This is a genomic window from Deltaproteobacteria bacterium (assembly GCA_016208165.1).
In the GTDB taxonomy this organism is placed as follows: domain Bacteria; phylum Desulfobacterota; class Desulfarculia; order JACQYL01; family JACQYL01; genus JACQYL01.
On record JACQYL010000047.1, the window covers coordinates 1 to 20,854 of the forward strand.

Below are 20,854 nucleotides of genomic sequence, written 5' to 3' on the forward strand. Positions count from 1 at the left end.
AAATTTTAGAGGCAATCTCCAGGCTCTTACGAAAAACCTTGTCCACTATCCGACCAGGACGAAAGAACCCAAGAAGAAAAGGTCCCAAGCTGAAGCTCTTCGCTATGGCCTACAAACCTATCGCTTAAGTCAATGACATTGGCTTTAGGGTGGCAGAAGATTATCGTGCTATTGAGCTTGAGGCTGGCGAACTTACAAAAGAACTACGGGAGATTGAAAAACAGATTGCCGTTCTAAAATTCCAGGCTGACGGCATATTGAAGTCTCTCCAAGTCCAACCTGATATAGGAAAAGATGAACTTTTAGAGCTCTATACCGGTCTATGTCAAATATTCAAACCCGAGATTGTTGCTCATTTTGAAGCCGTTGAAAACTTTCATAACTCGCTATCTGCCGATCGTAAGGCACGGCTTGAATCAGATAGGATTAGATTAGTATCTAAAATCAAGGATCTCGAAGAATACCGAAGCCAAGTAGGCCACGAGCGTGATGAAATGCTTTCTGGTCTTCAGGGAAAAAGGGCGTTAGACGAGTATGCTTCCCTTGCGAAGCAACTCGCTAAGTTCGAGAGTGAACGGGAAAGGCTAAGGGAATTTCTAGAATTCTCAAATAAGCTTCAGAAACGTGTTCAGCATATCAAAGAGAAAATGCTTGAAGCCGATCGCGTAGCCACTAATTATGCTGAATCAAATCCGCTCAAAAAAATGGACGAGAAATTCTCGACGTTGTCAGAACTGCTCTATCCGAGAACACCTTCTGGAATTATTTTAGACCCAAACTTAGAAGACAACCAACTTCGATACAAACTAGCTGTAGAAATAGAGGGAGATGACTCGGATGGCATAAATGCTGCTAGAATCATTTGTTTCGATTTGGTTCTTTTGTTTTATGGCGCAAATCATAATCTTGGCTTCCTATGGCATGACAATAGACTTTTTGCTCACATAGACCCCAGACCAAGAGCAGCCTGGTTTTCATATATAATTTCGTCTGCATCAAGAAATGCCAAGCAGTACATCGCGTCTGTGAATACAGAAAATTTTGAAGCTATGAAAACTTACCTGTCAAAGTCAAAATGGGATGCATTGAGAGAAAGTATTGCTGTTACTCTCCGTGGAGACCGACCAGAGAATAAGCTGCTGGGAGTTCAATTTGGGAGATAGACGGGTAATTTGGCGGGCTGCGAACTGAATAATGGAACAAATTGAGGATGTCCAGCTTTTTAAATCTTACAAGAATTCATTGGATTTGATAGTAGAGTGGCCGAATCGATGGGTATTACCCCCGAGGAAGTGACGCCATTCGGTAAATTCCCGCAGACCATCCAGGCTCGGGCGCTCTTGTGTTATTGGGCGCATCGAAAGCTTGTGGGCATAGGGAGGTTGTTTCCTTGTTGACACGTAAGTGCGAGACGGTTATCAGATACGCATGCCGACAAAAGGGCGCATTGACACGTCCGGCGCCGACACAGAGCGTCACATCGTTATCCGAGGGATCGAAAGGCAGGCGATTTTCGAGGATGATAAGGACCGGGAGGGGTGTTGGTCGGTTCCGCACGACACCCGAAGGTTGCACGTGCACGCGCTCTTATCGGTCTCATAGCTCTTCGGGACTTATCGATCTTCGAGAGCGAAACGGCGTGTCGTCTGAATGAAAGGTTGTACATGCACGCGCCCTGGTTGGTCTCATAGCGGCACGAGACTTATCGATCTTCGAGAGCGAAACGGCGCGTCGTCTGAATGCAGACGGTTCGGCCATCCGCCGTGCGGTGAAAGGGGCGGAGGAGGAGGAGGAAGAGTTGATCGCGGCCGGAGGAGCCGTTCGGGAATGGCGATAGACCGAAATAAGTCAACAATAAACAACGTGGCTATATGCCCACGAGAGGAGTAGTATTGTCGAAAAGCATCTAAAGAAGTTCCAAACAAGTGTGAATGTCACATTAAGCGCAGGCTCTGTTTGCGAGAGTCGCCGTAGATTTGCACTTCAGGATTGAAATGGGAGGGCGGCCATGGCGTGTTCGGATGAAATTTGGGTGATCGGCACGGAACCACCTTGCCCGCGTTGCGATTACCTGTATCATATGGTCCATGATCTGGTAAATCAACTGGATCTTCCGCTGAGAATAAGGCACCTGGCGTATACGGAAGCCGAGGCGAAGGAGTTCGCCCAATCGTTGGGGCTCCAACCGGGAACGGCAAAAGATGTGGCCGCAAAAGCAGGCATCGAGATGGACTGGGACGGAGTCTATCAACTGATTGAACGTTCCAGGGAACCGATCAGTGATTCCGGCGCCGAAACCTGCTGCCCGACCGGCCCGGGCGCAAAATGGACTCCCGAACTGGACGAGGCGCTGCGTCCTTGTGAGGAAAAGGCGCCCGGCGCGGGGATTATGATGACCCCGGTCCTGATCCTGGCCGGACGACTCTATCATCAAGGAAGCGTTCCCCCCAGGGAACGGGTCTTGTCCTGGATTGAAGAGGCGTTCAACCGAGATGCGGCGATGAAACCTCGCTCGTGCGTGATAGAAGTTCTCGGTCCCGGCTGCAAAAACTGCGAGACCCTTTACCGGAATGTGTTCAAGGCGCTGGATAGGCTGGGGTTCACCGACCGCGTCCAAGTCAAGAAGCGAACGGACGTCGATTACTTCATGGAAAAGGGCGTTTATATGACGCCGGGACTGGTGATCGACGGTGAGGTCGTTTCCAAGGGCAAGACATTGAACCCGGAGCAAATTCTGGAAATCTTGAGCGGAAGAATATCTGCGTGAGCGAAGCCCTTCGTTGTTTCCACCAACGATGAAATTGAAAAATCATGGTTTCGGGGATACTCAACTCGTGATACCCACTCCGAGTAGTCGCAGGCATCCTCACAAGTCTTCCCGATCGCCCCTTAACGGCCCGCTGAGAAAGCCGGGTTGTTACAGGCTGGTGAAAAACGATGAGATGCAAGGCGCGCAAATCCCGAGGAATGAAAGGCGTACATAGAGTACGTCGCAGTGACGAGGGATGAAGCGCAACACCGCAGATCGCGTTTTTCAACGGCCTGTTAAAGAATATGGGGAAACCGGAATCGGGCCTTCGTTCCTGAAACAGTTTCATCGGAGAGGGGCCGGTCGGTCCTGTATCCGTTTTTCAATGCAATCGTTGTATAACACTCCCCTATGTCTGCTGTGAAGGGCGCCATAGGACTTGCTGTTCACGGATCGGATGCGTTCCAGTCGGTCCTTCCGACGAAGAAAACCGTTGAAACGAGCGCTATTCAAGTCCGCAAGCACAGGGGACAATTGGGGACGCCCATGCTTCTAAACTTTATAGGATTTCATTGCACTTGATATCAGAGGACCATGCCGGGGAAAGCAAGAAATAGACGCGACAGAGGCGCATAGCCCAGTTCATCGACGATCAACAGACCGAAGGAAGCTCATGACCCGGCCCGGGAGCGGCGCGGCAGAGGTTACAGTAATACCCTGTTATAGACCCCGCTGGTCCATCTTGACAAATGTATATATTTAGGATATACATCAATCATGGTTGATGACGACCTGATAATGCAATGGGCCGGATTCGAGTGGGACGAAGGAAACCTGCTGAAAAATTGGGAAAAACATGGTGTTTCAGCAGGCGAATGTGAACAGGTTTTTTTCAATAGACCGCTGATTGCGGGTTCTGACGAAAAGCATTCTGAACAGGAGGCGCGGCTCTTTGCTCTGGGGCATACGGATTCCGGCAGGCTCTTGTTTGTTGTATTTACGACTCGTAGTAACCGTATTCGAATTATTTCGGCAAGAGACATGAGTCGGCGCCCCGAATCGATAATACGCCCGACTTTCATAAGATTGTGCTATATCTATACGCAACATCCATGCCCCGCCAATCGATCAAGATCAGCCAACCCATCCCGATTCGAATCTTCCCTGGCTTCTACGCCGACGTAGGACAGGATTCCGGCAATGGCCGTCGCGTCGTCGTAAATCACGGGTATTAAAGAATATGGGGAAACCGGAATCGGGCCTTCGTTCCCGAAACAGTTTCATCGGAGACAGGCCGGGCGTCCTGTTTCAGTTTTTCAATGTAATCGTTGTATAACACTCCCCTGTGTCTGCTGTGAAGGGCGCCATAGGATTGGCTGTTCACGGATCGGATGCGTTCCAGTCGGTCCTTCCGACGAAGAAAACCGTTGAAACGAGCGCTATTCAAGTCCGCAAGCTTATGGTGCGGCTGATACTTGACCTCGGGCCCGAGGTAATTCACTCCGTCGGAACCGATGACCAGCAGAAAATGCGCGGCGTGGTACTCGCTGAAATCCAGCTCCGTCTCCACGTATCTGTATCGTGAGATGAACGCATCAAAGCCATTTTTCAGGTTTCGCCGGTATCTCTCGACGTTCTCGAGCACGCCCTCCTGGTCTACCCGGGCGGGGCAACCCAAGTTCCATCCGGTGCACATGGGATGAAAATAGATCCAGTGGGCCCCGGCCGAACGCACGGACTCGGCAAGCTCGGGGAGGATGGCCGTCCGGTCCTTCGAGGTGAGGGCGCTGGCTCCCACCTGCAGATCGCTCCCTTGCGCGTCAATCCGTTTACGAAGCCACTCGATCCGCTTGAGGACCGGCTCGACGCCGACGCAGGACTTCGTCCCCCAATCGTACAAGGAGACGCGAATCGTCGAGGCATGCGCTAAGAGGGCGTCGGCAACCGGTTCCTGATCCAGAAAACTGCCGTTGGTCACGATCGCGATCTCCGAAAATCCCCGCTCTCGGGCTCTCTTGAGGATATTCGGAAAATCCGGGGACATGGTGGGTTCTCCGCCCGTAACCAGGAGGCCTTTGGTCTGTCCTTCCAGGGATGCAAATAGATTCTCGATGAATTCCATGCTGAGGGAATGGGAGCCCGCGCCCCGGCTCATGGGGCAGTCATCACAAGTCCTTGTGCATTGACTGGTGATATCCAGCTCCAATGTGGCCGGAAAGATATGTTCTCCCCTCAGGTAGGATTCAAGTTTATGCTTGTGATATGAAATCTTGAAAGCCGATGCCACTTCTTCCATAACGCCTACTCTCCCTACAACCTTTCCAACATCCATCGAAATCCTCTCCCGACCTTAACTCGTCAAGCCACCCCTGTTGAACTCAGGGAACCCCTATTTCCCGTACCCATCGATCGAACGGCCGGAAAAGGCCCGGCAGGCCCGCGATCCCAGGTTCATGGGAACCGTTCACTCGCGCATGGGAAACCGCCCTCGCCATGCAGACATCAATCCAGTTTCGACAGGCCGATCCTCCTGCGCCAGGAGTTGATGAAGCCTCCCTTTCGACGATACAGCAGATAGCCCACCAATTCCACCGGTGCAATACCGAACTTGACACCGATCCTCTTGAGAAGGTTAATGATTCCTCGTCTGAAATGAGCCCCTGTAAGGAGATCCTCCGAAGAGATGGACCGATGCAGGGCGATATTCAGCAACTCCTTTTCCCAGAAATCCGCCTCGTCCCGCATCCGTTCGAAGTAAGCTCGGTCCTCCTCGAACTCGCGACGGGCATATACTCCGGGACGAGAGCCTGCCTGTATGGCGATGACCGTCGGCTTGGGAATCCGGCGGATCTTTTTTCCCGCCCTCCACGCCCTCAACAACAAGTCTTGCGACGGGGATACATAGCACTCTCTGGGATGTTTCCAGGGTCCGATCTCCACGAGTAATTCCCGCCTCGCCATCCAGAGAGACGCCGGAATGGTGATAATGGGTTGATAGCAATCGCTTGGAACCGCGCCCAGGAGTTGGTTCGAATTTCCGGCCGAGACGGCAATTCCCAGGGTAAAAACAAGGTCCGCCCCGCTTTCTTCGATGCCGGTCAGCGCCGTCTGCAGATGGTCCGGACTCCACAAATCGTCATGACTGAGATACGCGACGTAACGTCCTCGGGCGTGGCGGAGACCTTCGTTGTTCGGTCCCCCCTGGTCTCCGAAGTTTTTCTCCAGATTGAAGAAGCGAATGCGGGAATCATTGAAAGAAGCCACCCGTTCCTCGGTGTCGTCCGTGCAGGCATCTCCAACCACGATCATTTCCCAATCGGTGAACCTCGAACGCCTCACGCCTGCAATGGTGTAACAGAGCACGTTGCCGCGGTTGTACGTTGCAGTGATAATGGAAACGAGAGGAGCCCTTGGTTCCATAACAGAGCCTCACTTACGTTGACCGGAATAAGGATGACATGGAATCGGTTTCACCGACTGCCGCGCCGAGGTTCAGTAAGCGGATACCTTTGCCGGTGTTGTCTCTCCTCTACGTCAGTTTGAAGTCCGGTTCGCATGTGCTGCTTTCAGCTCTTTGATACGCGCCGGATCCGGCATGTACCCGTGTTTGCAATTCTTGCATAACTCGAGTTCAAAAACACCCTTCCTGAGGTTCTTGCGAATTCTCCTGAACTTCCTTTTCTTCCATACGTCTTTAAGGTGTTCCGTTCCTGCATTGCCGAACGACGGTTCATTCGTCCATTGTCGTCCACATAGCAACACATCCCCTTTATAATTTATTGTCAATATGCTTTCGGTGAATTCGCATGTTCTAAAGAGCTTCTCTTGAGATATACTATCCTCAAGGACGATCAAGCCGCATCGATCATGGAATCTGTCCAGTCTTTTTATCTTTTCATAGTTGCTGTCGTAGAAGGTCAACTTCTTGCGATCGGCTTCGTTTAAGATTAGAAAGGTCTCAATGGCGGCTATCGGATCGGCCATTACATACCTATCATCATGAATGCCAAAATGATCCGATATGGCAAAACAATCTACACCCGAGTCATCCAGTCGATTGAATTTTTCAAGGGTCAACAGGTCCCCATTCGTAAGTACGGTAACTGTACAGTTCCGCAGCTTTTTCTTTATATGGCCGACAAAGAGCGGGAGCCGATCATCCAGGAGCGGTTCTCCAAAAGGAGCGAAAATAATGCTTCCCTTATAATCGAAGTCACTTAGATCTTGCACAATCTTTCGCAGAAGCGCCTCGCTCATGGTCTTCCTGGCCCTCTCCTGCCAGAAGTGCGGGCAATAAGGACACGTTCGATTGCAGGCTGTCGTATTTTCCAGGGCTATCGCATTCGCAAACTTTCTGTGGTCGTAATAGAACCCCTGTAAGGCGGCCAGATGACCCCAGCAGTACTGTGCCATTCTGCTGTTCTTCACAAGGGGGTGCCCATGAATGAAGCTTAGAGAATTTTCGAGCAGACGAGCGATCATGCCTCTTTCACCATCCCCTCGCAACGAACCTTCACAAGGCCGGACGGACGTTGGGGGTCCTAAATCGTTAACTCTTGCGGGCGCAGTCCAATCGAGCCTCCGGATCCAAGGGCTCGACTTTGAAAGGTTAAGGATCCCTCGACCTTTCCGTCCCATCACCCGGATAGCCGGATCAGGCTGAAACAAAATAAAGTGGTTAGCCTGCGTGAAGCTGCCATTCGATACACGATGCCGGCGACCGTTTTCCTTGTACAGGGAATCGGGCGGCAAATCAATCCGGCAGACAACTCATGATCGGGGAAGTTTCCACACTAGCCCAAGAACCGGCTTGCATCCTCCAAAAAGGCTTTGTAGATCCGATAGTGATCGGTGTCTTCATACGCTATGTTAGAAACCGGTACGGAATCGAAAGAGTAGATGGCGGCTCCGGGACACGCCAGCAATATGGGTGAGTGTGTCGCAATGACGAACTGGGCATGACCCGCACAGCTCATCTCCTTGAGCAGGGCCGCCAGCTCGAGCTGGCTTTTGGGAGAAAGTGCGGTTTCCGGCTCATCGAGGAAATACACCCCCTTGATCTTGTATCGAGATCTGAAGAAGGCCATGAGGGACTGCCCATGGGACTTGTTCGTCAACGGCTCGCCGCCGAAGTAGTCCAGCACGCCCGGGTCCCCGGTGGCCCAGTCGTCCAGAATTTGTGTGAAATCACGAAATAGATCCGACGCAAAAAACGAACCGGGCACTCTTCCGTTACTCCACTCGGCTTTTATGTATTTGTACAGATCCTGTTCGTAAGGGTTCCCGGTCCGGCCCCGCCGCTGAAGACCCGCTTCCCATATGTGCACCCCGCACTCCCTCGCCAACGCCTCCAGAAGCGTGGATTTCCCCGTTCCGTTCTCTCCGACGAAAAACGTTACCCGAGAAGGAAACACCAGACGGGCGGTTTGTCGAAGAACCGCCAGGTTAAATGGATACAGATCCTTGGTGGGAAACTGCTTGTGAAACAATGAAACACTGAGCACATGCATCGAAGTTCTCTCCTCCTTCGATTTTAAATTCCCGGCGTCTTTCTAACGCTTGAGAAGCGTCGCAGCTTCGTTTACTATTCCTGCCTCGGGGGCGGGCCCGGCGAAGACGGGTTTCCGAAAGGTCCTCCCGCTGTCCCCGTTATGACCATAAACCTTTGCTTTGTCGGAAGCATCATGCCGCAATCGGGCTCCAGTTCTCAAGAACCTTCTTCGTTACGCTCTCAAATCGGCGTCTTGCTCATGATCGCCGGGCTCTTTCTGTTGAATTTTCTCTCTCGGCTGATTCTGAGTCCCCTCGTCCCCGCAGTGGAGGAAGATCTCGGAATCACTCACAGCAGAGCAGGCGTTCTGTTTCTGGCGGCCTCAATGGGGTATTGTTCGGGGCTGCTTTTTTCCGGGTTCATTTCTTCCAGATTGACACACCGGCAAACCATCATCCTTTCTTCTTCCTCCGTGGGGCTGATCCTCGTTGCCACCTCTTTCGCCGAGACTTTTTGGGTCCTGGCCCTATGCGTACTGTTGCTGGGCCTGGCCGCCGGACCTCACTTACCCTCCGGCCTCGCTACCATAACGACTCTGGTGGATAAAAAAGACTGGGGCAAAGCGCTATCCATACACGAACTGGCGCCGAACTTCGGTTTTATCATAGCTCCTATTTTTGCAGAAGCCCTATTGACTTTGACCGGCTGGCAGAGCGCTTTCGGCGTACTGGGCCCCGTAGTCCTGTTAATGAGTCTTGGATTTGCCTTTTTTGGCAGGGGAGGCGACTTCCACGGAGAGGCGCTTCGCCCTAAAACGATCTTGGGACTGATGAGGAGAGGTTCTTTCTGGGTGATGCTTTTGTTTTTCGGCCTCGGAATCGGAGGCAGCCTCGCCGTCTACAACATGGTGCCTTTGTACCTTGTGGCGGAACACGGAATGAGCCGAAGCTCGGCCAATACACTTTTGGCGTTCTCTCGTATTCTCGGACTGGCTGCGGCGTTTCTTGCCGGGTGGGCCACAGATCGACTGGGAGCCAAGAAGTCGATTGGAATCTCGTTTCTTACTACCGGCCTGCTGACCCTGCTCCTTGGTCTCGCTCCTTCGGAATGGGCCATATGGATCGTGTTTCTTCAACCAACCGCGGCCGTCACTTTTTTTCCCCCGGGATTCGCCGCCCTTTCTCTAATAGGATCGCCAACCGAACGAAACGTCGTGGTCTCGATGATCGTGCCTTTCGGATTTCTACTGGGAAGCGGCGTGGTGTCCGCTTTCATCGGCTTCTGCGGTGACATGGGCTCCTTCTCACTCGGAATCAGCGTGTTCGGTGCGGTGATTCTGTGTTCTCTGGGGCTGCTCCGCTATCTACGATTCCATGAGTAGACTCCGGCTGCGCCGAATATACCTCACGTCCAAAAAGCAGGGGCCCCGACCATAAACCGTACGGGGCCCCCAATGCGTACCTCGGTGTCAAGCGACGGATATGAATTACATACCCATTCCCATGCCGCCGCCCATACCGCCCATGCCGCCCATACCGGGAGCACCACCGGGCATGCCTCCGAAGGCTTCCTTATCCTCCGGTTTCTCCGCCACCATGGCTTCGGTTGTAAGCAAGAGCGAAGCGACGGACGCCGCGTTCTGCAGGGCAAACCGCGTGACTTTGGTGGGGTCTATAATGCCGGCTTCGATGAGGTCTTTGTACTCCGCGCTTTCGGCATCGAAACCAAACGCACCGGAGTTCTCTTTGACCTTGTTCACGACCACGGAACCTTCGAAGCCCGCGTTGTTTGCGATCTGACGCAGCGGCTCTTCCAAGGAGCGCTTGAGTATGTTCACGCCGTATTGCTCGTCGCCACCCAGTTTCAGCGCTTCCAGGGCGCCGACGCAACGGAGCAACGCTACTCCGCCTCCAGGTACAATGCCCTCTTCCACAGCCGCCCGAGTGGCGTTCAGCGCGTCTTCCACCCGAGCCTTCTTCTCTTTCATCTCGGTCTCGGTGGCGGCGCCCACGTTGATCACGGCCACACCGCCGATCAATTTGGCCAACCGTTCCTGCAGCTTTTCGCGGTCGTAGTCGGATGTGGTTTCATCGATCTGAGCCCGGATCTGTCGTACCCGACCTTCCAGATCGGCCTTGCTGCCGGCTCCGTCCACGATGGTGGTGTTGTCTTTGTCAATGCTGATTCGCTTGCAGCTACCCAGATCGTTGAGGGCGATGTTTTCCAGCTTGATGCCCAGATCCTCGGAGACCACCTGTCCACCTGTCAGTACGGCGATGTCCTGCAGCATGGCTTTCCGGCGATCCCCGAAACCGGGAGCTTTTACGGCGGCCACTTTCAGGGTGCCGCGTAACTTGTTCACCACCAGGGTGGCCAGTGCTTCGCCTTCCACATCCTCGGCAATGATGAGTAGGGGTCTTCCCATCTTGGCAATCTGCTCGAGCACGGGCAGCAGGTCTTTCATGCTGCCGATCTTCTTCTCGTGCAAAAGAATGTACGGGCCGTCGAGCGTTGCCTCCATCTTCTCGGGATCCGTCACAAAATAGGGCGAAAGGTATCCACGATCGAACTGCATACCTTCGACGATATCCAGCGTGGTCTCCATGCCCTTGGCTTCTTCCACGGTGATAACGCCTTCCTTGCCCACTTTCTCCATGGCTTCGGAAATGATCTCACCGATGGTTTTATCGTTATTGGCGGAAATGGTCCCAACCTGGGCGATTTCTTTCTTGTCTTTGGTGGACTTTGACATTTTTTTCAGCTCGTCCACGGTCACCTGCACGCCCTTTTCAATGCCTCTCTTAAGCGCCATGGGATTCACTCCCGCGACCACCAATTTGGCGCCTTCACGGAACAGGGACTGCGCAAGCAACGTAGCCGTCGTGGTTCCATCACCGGCCACGTCGGAAGTCTTGGAAGCCACTTCCTTGACCATCTGTGCGCCCATGTTCTCGAATCTGTCTTCCAGTTCAATTTCCTTAGCGACCGTTACGCCATCTTTGGTAATGGTCGGAGAACCCCAGGATTTCTCCAGGATTACGTTTCTGCCCTTTGGACCAAGCGTCACCTTGACGGCATTGGCCAGCGTGTCCACGCCGCGCATGATTTTTTCACGCGCGACGGCGTCATACTTAATCTCTTTGGCCGACATATCGACAACCTCCCATTATTTCTCTACTATGGCCAGTAATTCCTCTTCACGCATGATGGAGTGTTCGACTCCGTCGATGGTGATTTCGGTACCCGAATATTTGCCGAACAAGACGGTGTCGCCTTTTTTCACTCCCAGAGGGATGCGCTCACCCTTGTCATTCAGTTTTCCCGGGCCTGCTGCAATCACTTTCCCCTGTTGGGGCTTTTCTTTCGCGGCATCCGGAATGATGATTCCACCCGCCGTTTTCTCTTCGGATTCGACACGAAGAACCAATACCCGATCATTTAGTGGCTTTACTTCCATTTCCTACTCCTCCTAACGGCACATAATACATTAGTAGCAAACGCTCACGGACTTTGTTTCGCGAACCCTGAAAATTGCCGATTTAGCTCTTAAACGAAAGAATGGCAAGAATGATGCTTAGATTCGAGAGTAAGGAAAAACTTAGAGTAACCATATTCTCGCGAGAAACCTTCCTTCTATGATAAAACGGTCCGCTTCTCAGGCGACCTCTACTATCTAGTTATGTTAACCCCAAAAATCGCGTTGTCAACCGGACATCAGGGAATTTTTCGTACCGGCTCGGGAAGTGACGATTCCTCAACCCTCGAAGGACGATCTAGTACACAACCCCGATGCTATTAGCGTCTCGGTCTGATATGATGCAGGTCTATCTGAGCTTCATACCGTCGGTCATTGGGAGAGCACATGGGATCCTATCGAACTCACACCATAGGAGGAATGCTGTCGTTCGCCGGCTGCATAGCGGCGCTCGCATTCCTTTCGTCAACCGAGATTTCTATCGAGAAAGGTCTGGCCCTGTTTGCCATCACTCTGATGGCGGCCCTATTTCCGGATATCGACACGGACAGCAAAGGACAGAATCTGTTCTATTCTATATTCCTGCTATTGGATGTGTATTTCATCCTCGGCAAAAACTACAGGTACGCCGCCATTCTCGGCTTGCTGGTCATGATTCCCGTCGTAAGCAGGCACCGCGGCTGGACTCATACTTTATGGGCGATGGTGCTGATCCCGGCGCCCATACTCTTTCTGCCATGGCTTCTGCTCGGCGCGGAACTCTCCAAACTGGTCATCTATTACGTGTGCGCCGTGGCGGGGTATTTCTCACACCTGGTCATCGATGGTAAGTATACATGATCCGGCTGTCCGGCAGGTCCGTCGAGCGTATTCCGAGGGTGAAAAAGCTTTTCAAATCCGCCGTTGCTCGGGGCCGGCCATTAAGGCCTGAACCTTCGCGGGAAGCCGTCCATGCGGACCCTTCTCGAACCCGGCATCCCCGCGGAGAAACCACGTGCCATCAAAAAAAGGCCCCTTGGTTCAGGACAAAGGGCCTCTTCTTCCGAAAAACACGTGAAAGGAAAAGCCGGGCGGCGCCGACGACCTTACTTCTTCTCTGCGCTCTCAGATCCACCCGCATCCGTTGACGTCGACTCGGCCGCCGGCTCCGTACCGGTCTGCTGCTCCGGTTCAGGCTTAGTTGCTTGCGACTCCGTCTGTGTTCCTGCCACAGGCGCAGCTTTCTCCGGCTCGGCTTCGGTTTTCGCGGATGGTTTTTTCCCGGATTCCTGTACTGTTTCAGAAGCGACGGATGTTTCTTCCTTCTTCTTTCTGGCCAGCCGCCCCATCAGTCTTTTCTTCTTGCCCTTTTTCTTTTTTTCGTCGGAGATGCTTTCAGTTACAAGCTCGACGATGGAAATGGGAGCGCCGTCCCCCACTCGATTACCTTTTTTGATAACCCGGACATAGCCCCCCATACGTTCTGCAAACCGCTTCCCGATCTCGTCAAAGAGTTTGGCGGCTACGGATTTGCTGCGGATGACCGCCAGAGCTTGGCGGCGTGCGTGGAGGTCTCCCCGTTTGGCCAATGTCACCATTCTATCCGCGAGGATTCTCAGCTCCTTGGCCCGGGCGTCCGTTGTCACGATCCGCTCGTGTTCAAAAAGGGAAGTCACCATGTTGCGCAACATGGCTATTCGGTGGGACGTAGTTACGTTCAGTTTACGCCCGGCATAGCGGTGTCTCATTGTTCCAATTCCCTTCTCTTTTTATCAAGAAACTCCTTGGACGGCCAATTGGATAGCTTCATGCCCAAGGACAGCCCCATGTCGGTCAAAATCTCTTTGATCTCATTCAGGGACTTTCGGCCGAAATTCTTGGTCTTCAGCATTTCGTTTTCTGATTTTTGAACCAGTTCTCCGATATAAGTAATGCTCGCATTTTTCAGGCAATTCGCCGATCTGACCGAGAGTTCCAATTCGTCCACGGTTCGATACAGATGTTCGTTCTCGACCTCGGATTCTTCCTCTTCCACTTCCTCGGTCGGCTCTTCTTCCTCTTCGAAGTTTATAAAGACGCTCATCTGCTCCTTGAGGATCTTGGCAGAGTACGCGAGTGCATCTTCGGGCAACACGCTGCCGTTCGTCCATATCTCAAGAATAAGCTTATCGTAGTCCGTAATCTGACCGACCCGCGTGTTGATGACACGGTAGTTGACCTTTTCAATGGGAGAGAAGCCGGCATCCATGGGAATCGTTCCCACAGGATCGTCTTCATCTTTGTTTCGTTCGGCCGACACATATCCTTTGCCCATGTTTACGGTCATCGCCATTCGAAGATGTCCATCTTTGGTCAAGGTCGCAATGTGCTGCTCCGGATTCAGAATGTCAATTGTGCCATCCGACTCGATATCAGCCGCCGTCACTTCCTTCTCTCCCGAGAGATTCAGAGACATCTCCCTGGGACCTTCGCCATGCATCTTCAAGCGAATCTGCTTCAAATTCAGGATAACGTCCGTGATGTCTTCCACCATTCCGTTGATCGTAGAAAACTCGTGACTGACATCATCGATTCGAACGGAGACGATGGCAGCGCCCTGCAGCGAAGAGAGCAAAATGCGTCGGAGTGCGTTACCAACGGTGAGTCCGAATCCTCTCTCGAGAGGTTCACACTCGAATTTGGCGTAACGCTCGGTATGCGACTCCTCATCGATCTCAAGGCGCTTCGGCCTGATCAATTCTCTCCAGTTTTTATGCATATGTTCTCCTGATAGAAAATGCTCTTCCCTCTCCCCTACAGACAGGCTGATCATTTCCTGGCCGCAACCTCTCGGGTGAGAAGAAGCGACGGCTCCCTGGAGTTTATTTGGAGTAAAGCTCGACTATGAGCTGCTCCTGAATCGGCATTGTGATCTCTTCACGAAGCGGGAGTTCCTTTATTCTGGCTGTAAACTGCTCGGGAACCACTTCGATCCATCGGGGTATTCCCCGCCGCGCTACGGCTTCCATCGCCGATAACAGTTGTGGAGTGTTGCGACTCTTCTCCCTGACAACGATCGCGTCGCCGACCTTCACTTGGAACGAGGGAATATCGACTTTTCTTCCGTTGACAAGGTAATGTCCCTGACGCACAAATTCTCTGGCCTGATTTCTGGAATTCGCAAAGCCCATTCGAAAAACGGCATTGTCGAGTCTCAGTTCCAATAGCCTTAAGAGTACATCGCCGGTAACCCCTTTTTGCTTGTCGGCGATTTCAAAATATCTTCTGAACTGGTTCTCCAGTATGCCGTATATTCTTCTGACCTTCTGTTTCTCGCGCAACTGGACTCCATAGTCAGAATACTTCTTGCCACGTCTCTGACCGTGCATACCCGGCGGAAAACTCCGTCGTTCCCACGCGCACTTGTCGGAATAACAACGATCTCCCTTGAGAAACAATTTCATTCCTTCCCGTCGACACATTCTGCAGACAGGACCTGTATATCTGGCCAAAGCGAACCTCCTGTGATCAGACTCTTCGCCGTTTTGGAGGACGACATCCGTTATGAGGAATCGGTGTCACATCCCGAATAAGGGAAACATTGAACCCGGACGCCTGTAGCGCCCTGAGCGCGGCTTCTCGGCCTGATCCAGGACCTTTCACAAACACTTCAATGTTTCTCATGCCGTGTTCCATGGCTTCCTTAGCGGCTTTTTCTGCAGCAAGCTGGGCTGCAAACGGCGTGCTTTTGCGGGACCCCTTGAAGCCCTGCATACCGGCGCTGCACCAAGCGACGGTGTTCCCGCTCATATCCGTGATGGTAATTATAGTGTTATTGAACGTGGCAAACACGTGCGCCACCCCGTTTGGGACAATCTTCTTCTCTTTCTTTTTCCTGGAACCCTTTACAGCCATTTGGTGTCAGCCTCTCATTTCTTTCTTCGCCCGATGGCCGCCCGTCGAGGGCCCTTTCGGGTTCTGGCATTAGTGCTGGTTCGTTGGCCGCGGACCGGCAGTCCTCTTCTGTGCCGCAGGCCGCGATAACACCCGAGGTCCATGAGACGTTTGATGTTCATGGCCACTTCCCGGCGCCTATCGCCTTCGACCTGATACTCAGCATCGATCACCTGACGGATGTTCCGAACCTGATCTTCACTCAGGTCGTCCGACTTGGTGTCCCTATCAACGCCGGCCTTTTCAAGGATCTGATTAGATGTGGTCCGACCGATTCCATAGATATAGGTCAGCGCTACTTCGATACGCTTGTTCCTGGGCAAGTCAATGCCCGAGATCCTGGCCAAATTCCTGTCCTCCCATTAGGTGACATTATATCAATATACTTAGGAGCCGATGTTCAAACCAGAGGTCCGATGCGGGGCACCCTCGTAAGGCGCCCTTGGTCCACATGTTTCTATATGGTTCCCACCGCTGGATCCATGGAAAATGGCATCATCCGCGAGAGGTGTTCCTGCATACGGCAGTCGGGCTTCAAGAACAATCTTTCGATCATCCCTGTCGCTGTTTATGTCTCGGGTTCTCACAAATAACCCGAACAACGCCCTTCCGCTTTATGATCTTACACTTGTTGCAGACTCGTTTTACCGAAGCCTGTACTTTCATGGCCTCGCTCCTTCATAACCCCGTGCCGCCGTACGGCGTCGACTGCGGAAATCGACTCTTACAGCTCGCTCAATATCCGGGGTCCATTTCTTGTAATAGCTACGGAATGCTCGAAATGAGCGCTCAACTTTCTGTCCTTTGTAACAGCTGTCCAACCGTCATCAAGAATCTCTACCTCATACGTTCCTTCGTTCACCATGGGCTCTATGGCCAGGACCATGCCTTCCCGCAGACGCACTCCCCGGCCCGGTGGTCCAAAGTTAGGGACCTGCGGCTCCTCGTGAAGATCTCTTCCGATACCGTGTCCCACAAAGGTTCGCACAACGGAGAATTCTTTGGACTCTACAACGCGTTGCACGGCATGGGAAATATCGGACAGGCGGTTGCCCTCCCGAGCCGCTTCTATGCCCGCGTATAATGCCTCTCTTGTCGTTCTAACCAGTTCTCCCGCTCTTTCAGAGATTTCGCCTATAGGAACAGTAACGGCCGCGTCGCCGTAAAACCCTTCCAGGAGCACACCGAAATCCATGCTCAGGATATCCCCTTCTTTCAGGGCTCTCTTATTCGGGAACCCGTGAACGACCTGTTCGTTCACGGACGCGCACAAGCTGTACGGATATCCCCGATATCCCTTGAACGCCGGCTTGGCTTTCCGCTTTCTGCAAATCTCTTCAGAAATCCGATCCAATTCCAGCGTGGTTGCCCCCTCCCTGGCGTTTTCAGACAGGAGCTGAAGTATTTCGACGACGATGGCGTTGCTTCGCCTCATCACCTCGATTTCTTGTGGAGACTTGAGAACGATCATCGACACGCTAGCTACGAATTATACTTTCCAAACGCGAATAGATGTCATCGATGGAGCCAGTGCCTTCAACCTTTCTCAGCAGGCTCTTCTTCTCATAGAAGCTGATAAGGGGCGCTGTTTGCTCCTCGTATACCTTCAGACGGTTCCGCACCGTGGCCTCATTGTCGTCGTCTCGCTGGTACAGTTCCCCCTGGCATTTGTCACACACGCTTTTTCTCTTCGGAGGGGAGAACATCACATGGTACATCGCCCCGCAAGATCTGCATGTACGCCGCCCACTGAGCCTTTTAACCAATTCGTCGTTGTCTACCTCAATGCTCAATACGTGGTCGATCTCCTGGCCGAGCTTGTTCAGGACCTGATCCAGCGCTTCCGCCTGGGGCACTGTACGAGGGAAACCATCCAAAATATAACCGGAGTTGCAGTCCGGTTTTGCCAGTCTCTCTTCCACCAGGCCGATGACCACCAAGTCCGGGACCAGCGCGCCTTTATCCATGTATCCCTTAGCCTTCAGGCCTAGTTGTGTCTTGTTCGCAAGGGCCGCACGCAGCATATCGCCTGTAGAAATCTGAGGAATTTTGAATTCATCGATCAGTTTCTTGGCCTGTGTTCCCTTGCCGGCGCCAGGGCCACCCAGCAGAATCAGATTCATGTCCTCCTCCTTGTGAGATCTCTGCATATACAAATCGTGGTTATGAAAGAATGGTGGCTCAACGACGCCCTTTCAGCGCGCCCTTCTTCAAAAAACCTTCGTAATGGCGGGTCACCAGGTGAGACTCGATTTGAGCCATGGTGTCTATGGCCACCCCGACTACGATCAGGAGAGCCGTACCGCCAAAATAGAACGGCACGTTGAGTTCCTGAATCAGGATGGTCGGCATGACACAAACAACAGAAACGTATATGGCCCCTCCAAACGTGATCCTTGTGAGCACCTTATCGATATAGTCCGACGTAGTCTTTCCCGGCCGAATGCCCGGTATGAATCCACCGTATTTCCTCATGTTATCCGCAATATCCACCGGATTGAAAGTCACCGCTGTGTAGAAGTAGCAGAAAAAGAATATAAATCCGACGTACAGCAGATAATAGATAACGCCTCCCGGACTCAAAGCGCTTGATACACTTTGCATGATGGGAATATCGATAAATTGAGCAATCGTCGCCGGAAACATGATGATCGAAGACGCGAAAATAGGCGGAATGACTCCGGCCGTGTTGATCCGAAGGGGCAGATGTGTGCTTTGGCCGCCATACATGCGGCGACCTACCACGCGTTTTGCGTACTGAACCGGAATCCGGCGCTGTCCTCGTTCAACGAAGCAGATAACCGCAATTACCGCAACCATCCCCGCAATGAGCACCAGGATAAGAAACGGCGCAATTTCACCGGTGCGCAGAAGCCGTAAGGTGTTAACCACAGCCCCCGGCATTCCCGCCACAATACCGGAAAAAATGATCAGTGATATCCCATTGCCGATTCCCCGCTCCGTGATCTGTTCTCCCAGCCACATAAGGAACGAGGTTCCTGCTGCGAGAGTAATCATGGCCATCAGTCTGAAACTCCAGCCCGGTTCAAATACCACCATGGCTCCACCCGGGCCGCTCATCTTCTCGAGGCCAACGGCAATACCGAAGCCTTGCACCATGCTCAGCACTACGGTTCCGTAACGGGTATACTGCGTAATCTTCTTTCTTCCCTGCTCGCCTTCCTTCTTGAGCTTTCCCAGGTAAGGGATCACAACGGTGAGCAGCTCCAGGATGATCGCCGCGCTGATGTAAGGCATGATTCCAAGGGCCATGACCGAAAAGTTCTCCAGCGCTCCCCCTGAAAACATATTGAAAAGACCGAACAGCGTCCCTTGCGTCCGCTCGAAGAACGCCGCCAGTGCGGCGCCGTCGATCCCGGGCGTCGGAATGTGACAACCGACCCTATAGACGGCGAGCATCATCAGCGTGAACAGGATTCGCTTCCTCAGCTCAGGTATCTTCCCGATGTTCTGGAAACCGCCGATCAACTCAGATCACCTCGACCTTTCCGCCAGCAGATTGAATGCGCTCGATCGCTCCGCGGCTAGCCGTATGAACTCTAACCGTCAGCCGCTTCGAAAGTTCACCCTGCCCGAGCAATTTGATTTTCCACCGCGGCTTCTTTATAAGCCCAGCCGCCGTCAAGATCGAAGGATCAATTTCGGCGCCGGAATCGAATCGTTCCAGGTCCCTGATGTTGACGATATTGAATTTTTGCTTAAAGATGTTGGTAAATCCGCCCTTGGGCAGCCGGCGAGTCAATGGCATTTGGCCGCCCTCGAACCCGGGACGGACTCTTCCTCCGGATCGCGCCCGTTGACCTTTGTGGCCGCGACCCGCCGTCTTGCCCCATCCGGAGCCGGGACCACGCCCAATACGCTTGGTCTTCTTCCGGGCGCCTTTTTCCGGTTTCAGTCTATCTAGCGTAATCATCAACCCTACTCCTGAATCTCCACCAGATGAGACACCTTATGAACCATGCCTCGAATGGCCGGTGTATCTTCGAGTGTCACCGTTCGGTTCATCTTCCTCAGCCCCATTCCCACCAACACGGATTTGTGCTTCTTAGGATGTCCTATCGGGCTGCGAACGAGCTTAACCCTTATCTCTTTCTTCGACATGACCGCTCCCAGTACTCTCTCGAATTTCGGCTACAGTTTTTCCGCGTTTTCTTGCGATCGTTTCCGCGCTTTCCAAGCGTCTCAGACCCTCGAGAGTAGCTTTTACCACGTTATGCGGATTGTGCGATCCGAGACACTTGGTCAGGATGTTCCGAATTCCGGCGGCCTCGAGGACGGCGCGAACGGCGCCACCCGCGATTACCCCGGTACCTTCGGACGCGGGTTTAAGCAGCACCGAACCCGAACCATACTTTCCAATGATCTCATAAGGAATGGTCGACTGGACAATCGGGACCTCCATCATGTCCTTCCTCGCGTTCTCCGTCGCTTTGCGAATCGCCTCCGGTACTTCGTTGGCTTTGCCCAATCCGGCGCCGACGCTGCCATTGCCGTCTCCGACCACGACGATGGCGCTGAAACTGAAACGTCGACCACCTTTCACAACCTTAGCGACACGGTTGAGGTGAACCACCTTATCGGTCAACTGATTTTCTGCATTCGCTTTGTCGAACAATGATCTCTCCCTTAGTCGAAAACAGCAACAGCTTTTGCCCGTCGATCATTCATCGGCCGTTTAGCCGTATGACGGACGAGAACACATGGACTCCCGAGATTGGCCCCGTTCCGTTGAACACCCATGGTTTCCCTGCGGGCCGCCGCTGCCGTGTTGTGGACCCTTTAGGCAGGAAACCTGAAATCCTCTTCCGCCGTATCGATCCCGCCGCCTTTCTTAAAAGACCAGACCCTGCTCCCTGGCTCCCTCACTGAGGGCTTTCAGACGACCGTGATACCGGAATCCGTTGGTATCCATGGCGACTTTGATAATCCCTCTATCCTGCGCCCTCTGGGCGAGCACTTTGCCCACCATTTTGGCCACACCTGTCTTCCCGCCTTCTTTCTGAGCGGTGCGAATCTCGGGTGACATTGTAGAGGCGGCGGCCAACGTCACTCCCGCGGTGTCATCGATTATTTGCGCATATATGTGCCGTGCGGAACGGAATACGGACAGTCTTGGGCGCTCCGCTGTCCCATTGATCTTTTTCCGTATTCGTTTCTTACGTTTGAGATGCGCGGCAATCTTCTTGCTCGTCTTCATGGTGCCCTA

The 20,854-nt window shown here is 52.9% G+C and carries 23 protein-coding genes and 1 pseudogene; 5 read left to right on the forward strand and 19 right to left on the reverse strand.

All coding sequences use genetic code 11. From position 1 onward, the window contains the following. The first annotated feature begins 134 nt into the window (after nt 1-134). The 3 genes and pseudogenes from HY788_09770 (at nt 135) to HY788_09780 (ending at nt 3,934) form a co-directional block, all read left to right on the forward strand. Nucleotides 135-1,163: pseudogene (locus HY788_09770) on the forward strand (DUF2326 domain-containing protein). An 845-nt stretch (nt 1,164-2,008) separates the two neighbouring features. After that, nucleotides 2,009-2,767 (forward strand): thioredoxin family protein, encoded by a 759-nt coding sequence (locus HY788_09775; protein MBI4774449.1) that lies wholly within the window; start codon nt 2,009-2,011, stop codon nt 2,765-2,767. Between the two features lie 759 nt (nt 2,768-3,526). After that, on the forward strand, nt 3,527-3,934 hold the full coding sequence (locus tag HY788_09780; GenBank protein ID MBI4774450.1) for a BrnT family toxin: 408 nt from the start codon (nt 3,527-3,529) through the stop codon (nt 3,932-3,934). 46 nt (nt 3,935-3,980) lie between these two features. On the opposite strand, the gene HY788_09785 is transcribed toward HY788_09780, so the two are convergent. From HY788_09785 to HY788_09800, 4 genes are all read right to left on the reverse strand, one after another. Next, a complete protein-coding gene (locus tag HY788_09785) occupies nt 3,981-5,081 on the reverse strand; it encodes a radical SAM protein (protein ID MBI4774451.1) in 1,101 nt (366 codons plus the stop codon). Nucleotides 5,082-5,251: 170 nt separating this feature from the next. Continuing rightward, nucleotides 5,252-6,169 (reverse strand): glycosyltransferase family 2 protein, encoded by a 918-nt coding sequence (locus HY788_09790; protein ID MBI4774452.1) that lies wholly within the window; start codon nt 6,167-6,169, stop codon nt 5,252-5,254. A gap of 114 nt (nt 6,170-6,283) precedes the next feature. Beyond that, on the reverse strand, nt 6,284-7,231 hold the full coding sequence (locus tag HY788_09795) for a radical SAM protein (GenBank protein ID MBI4774453.1): 948 nt from the start codon (nt 7,229-7,231) through the stop codon (nt 6,284-6,286). Nucleotides 7,232-7,542: 311 nt separating this feature from the next. Further along, entirely contained in the window at nt 7,543-8,259 is a 717-nt protein-coding gene (locus tag HY788_09800; GenBank protein ID MBI4774454.1) for an AAA family ATPase, read from the reverse strand. A gap of 174 nt (nt 8,260-8,433) precedes the next feature. Between HY788_09800 and HY788_09805 the strand changes: the two genes are divergently transcribed. Next, nucleotides 8,434-9,621, forward strand: a complete 1,188-nt coding sequence (locus HY788_09805) for an MFS transporter (protein MBI4774455.1) — start codon at nt 8,434-8,436, stop codon at nt 9,619-9,621. A gap of 105 nt (nt 9,622-9,726) precedes the next feature. Here HY788_09805 and groL read toward each other — a convergent pair whose 3' ends face one another. Beyond that, nucleotides 9,727-11,391, reverse strand: coding sequence for a chaperonin GroEL (groL, locus tag HY788_09810; GenBank protein ID MBI4774456.1), 1,665 nt, complete (start codon nt 11,389-11,391; stop codon nt 9,727-9,729). A 15-nt stretch (nt 11,392-11,406) separates the two neighbouring features. Then, a complete protein-coding gene (gene groES, locus HY788_09815; protein MBI4774457.1) occupies nt 11,407-11,697 on the reverse strand; it encodes a co-chaperone GroES in 291 nt (96 codons plus the stop codon). Nucleotides 11,698-12,102: 405 nt separating this feature from the next. Here groES and HY788_09820 point away from each other — a divergent pair, with 405 nt between their 5' ends. After that, complete coding sequence (locus HY788_09820; protein ID MBI4774458.1) at nt 12,103-12,555, forward strand: metal-dependent hydrolase; 453 nt, start codon at nt 12,103-12,105, stop codon at nt 12,553-12,555. A gap of 245 nt (nt 12,556-12,800) precedes the next feature. On the opposite strand, the gene rplQ is transcribed toward HY788_09820, so the two are convergent. The 13 genes from rplQ to HY788_09885 all read right to left on the reverse strand — a co-directional run bounded on the left by rplQ (nt 12,801) and on the right by HY788_09885 (nt 20,845). Next, on the reverse strand, nt 12,801-13,442 hold the full coding sequence (gene rplQ, locus HY788_09825; protein ID MBI4774459.1) for a 50S ribosomal protein L17: 642 nt from the start codon (nt 13,440-13,442) through the stop codon (nt 12,801-12,803). Further along, nucleotides 13,439-14,452 (reverse strand): DNA-directed RNA polymerase subunit alpha, encoded by a 1,014-nt coding sequence (locus HY788_09830; GenBank protein ID MBI4774460.1) that lies wholly within the window; start codon nt 14,450-14,452, stop codon nt 13,439-13,441. The genes rplQ and HY788_09830 overlap by 4 nt, the downstream gene beginning before the upstream one ends. Nucleotides 14,453-14,555: 103 nt before the next feature. Continuing rightward, nucleotides 14,556-15,185 carry a 30S ribosomal protein S4 gene (gene rpsD, locus HY788_09835; protein ID MBI4774461.1) on the reverse strand — a complete coding sequence of 210 codons (630 nt, stop codon included), beginning with the start codon at nt 15,183-15,185 and terminating at the stop codon, nt 14,556-14,558. A 16-nt stretch (nt 15,186-15,201) separates the two neighbouring features. Next, nucleotides 15,202-15,588: a 30S ribosomal protein S11 gene (gene rpsK / locus HY788_09840; protein ID MBI4774462.1), complete on the reverse strand. Its 387-nt coding sequence runs from the start codon at nt 15,586-15,588 to the stop codon at nt 15,202-15,204. 14 nt (nt 15,589-15,602) lie between these two features. Continuing rightward, nucleotides 15,603-15,974: a 30S ribosomal protein S13 gene (gene rpsM, locus HY788_09845; protein MBI4774463.1), complete on the reverse strand. Its 372-nt coding sequence runs from the start codon at nt 15,972-15,974 to the stop codon at nt 15,603-15,605. Between the two features lie 205 nt (nt 15,975-16,179). Then, nucleotides 16,180-16,293 carry a 50S ribosomal protein L36 gene (rpmJ, locus tag HY788_09850; protein ID MBI4774464.1) on the reverse strand — a complete coding sequence of 38 codons (114 nt, stop codon included), beginning with the start codon at nt 16,291-16,293 and terminating at the stop codon, nt 16,180-16,182. A gap of 58 nt (nt 16,294-16,351) precedes the next feature. After that, nucleotides 16,352-17,098, reverse strand: a complete 747-nt coding sequence (gene map / locus HY788_09855; GenBank protein ID MBI4774465.1) for a type I methionyl aminopeptidase — start codon at nt 17,096-17,098, stop codon at nt 16,352-16,354. 7 nt (nt 17,099-17,105) lie between these two features. After that, entirely contained in the window at nt 17,106-17,750 is a 645-nt protein-coding gene (locus HY788_09860; protein ID MBI4774466.1) for an adenylate kinase, read from the reverse strand. Nucleotides 17,751-17,808: 58 nt separating this feature from the next. Then, complete coding sequence (gene secY / locus HY788_09865) at nt 17,809-19,116, reverse strand: preprotein translocase subunit SecY (GenBank protein MBI4774467.1); 1,308 nt, start codon at nt 19,114-19,116, stop codon at nt 17,809-17,811. A 1-nt stretch (nt 19,117) separates the two neighbouring features. Next, nucleotides 19,118-19,558: a 50S ribosomal protein L15 gene (gene rplO, locus HY788_09870; protein ID MBI4774468.1), complete on the reverse strand. Its 441-nt coding sequence runs from the start codon at nt 19,556-19,558 to the stop codon at nt 19,118-19,120. A gap of 8 nt (nt 19,559-19,566) precedes the next feature. Further along, a complete protein-coding gene (gene rpmD, locus HY788_09875; GenBank protein ID MBI4774469.1) occupies nt 19,567-19,749 on the reverse strand; it encodes a 50S ribosomal protein L30 in 183 nt (60 codons plus the stop codon). Continuing rightward, nucleotides 19,724-20,263, reverse strand: a complete 540-nt coding sequence (gene rpsE / locus HY788_09880) for a 30S ribosomal protein S5 (protein ID MBI4774470.1) — start codon at nt 20,261-20,263, stop codon at nt 19,724-19,726. The genes rpmD and rpsE overlap by 26 nt, the downstream gene beginning before the upstream one ends. Before the next feature lie 216 nt (nt 20,264-20,479). Beyond that, entirely contained in the window at nt 20,480-20,845 is a 366-nt protein-coding gene (locus HY788_09885; protein ID MBI4774471.1) for a 50S ribosomal protein L18, read from the reverse strand. Between the last annotated feature and the right edge of the window lie 9 nt (nt 20,846-20,854).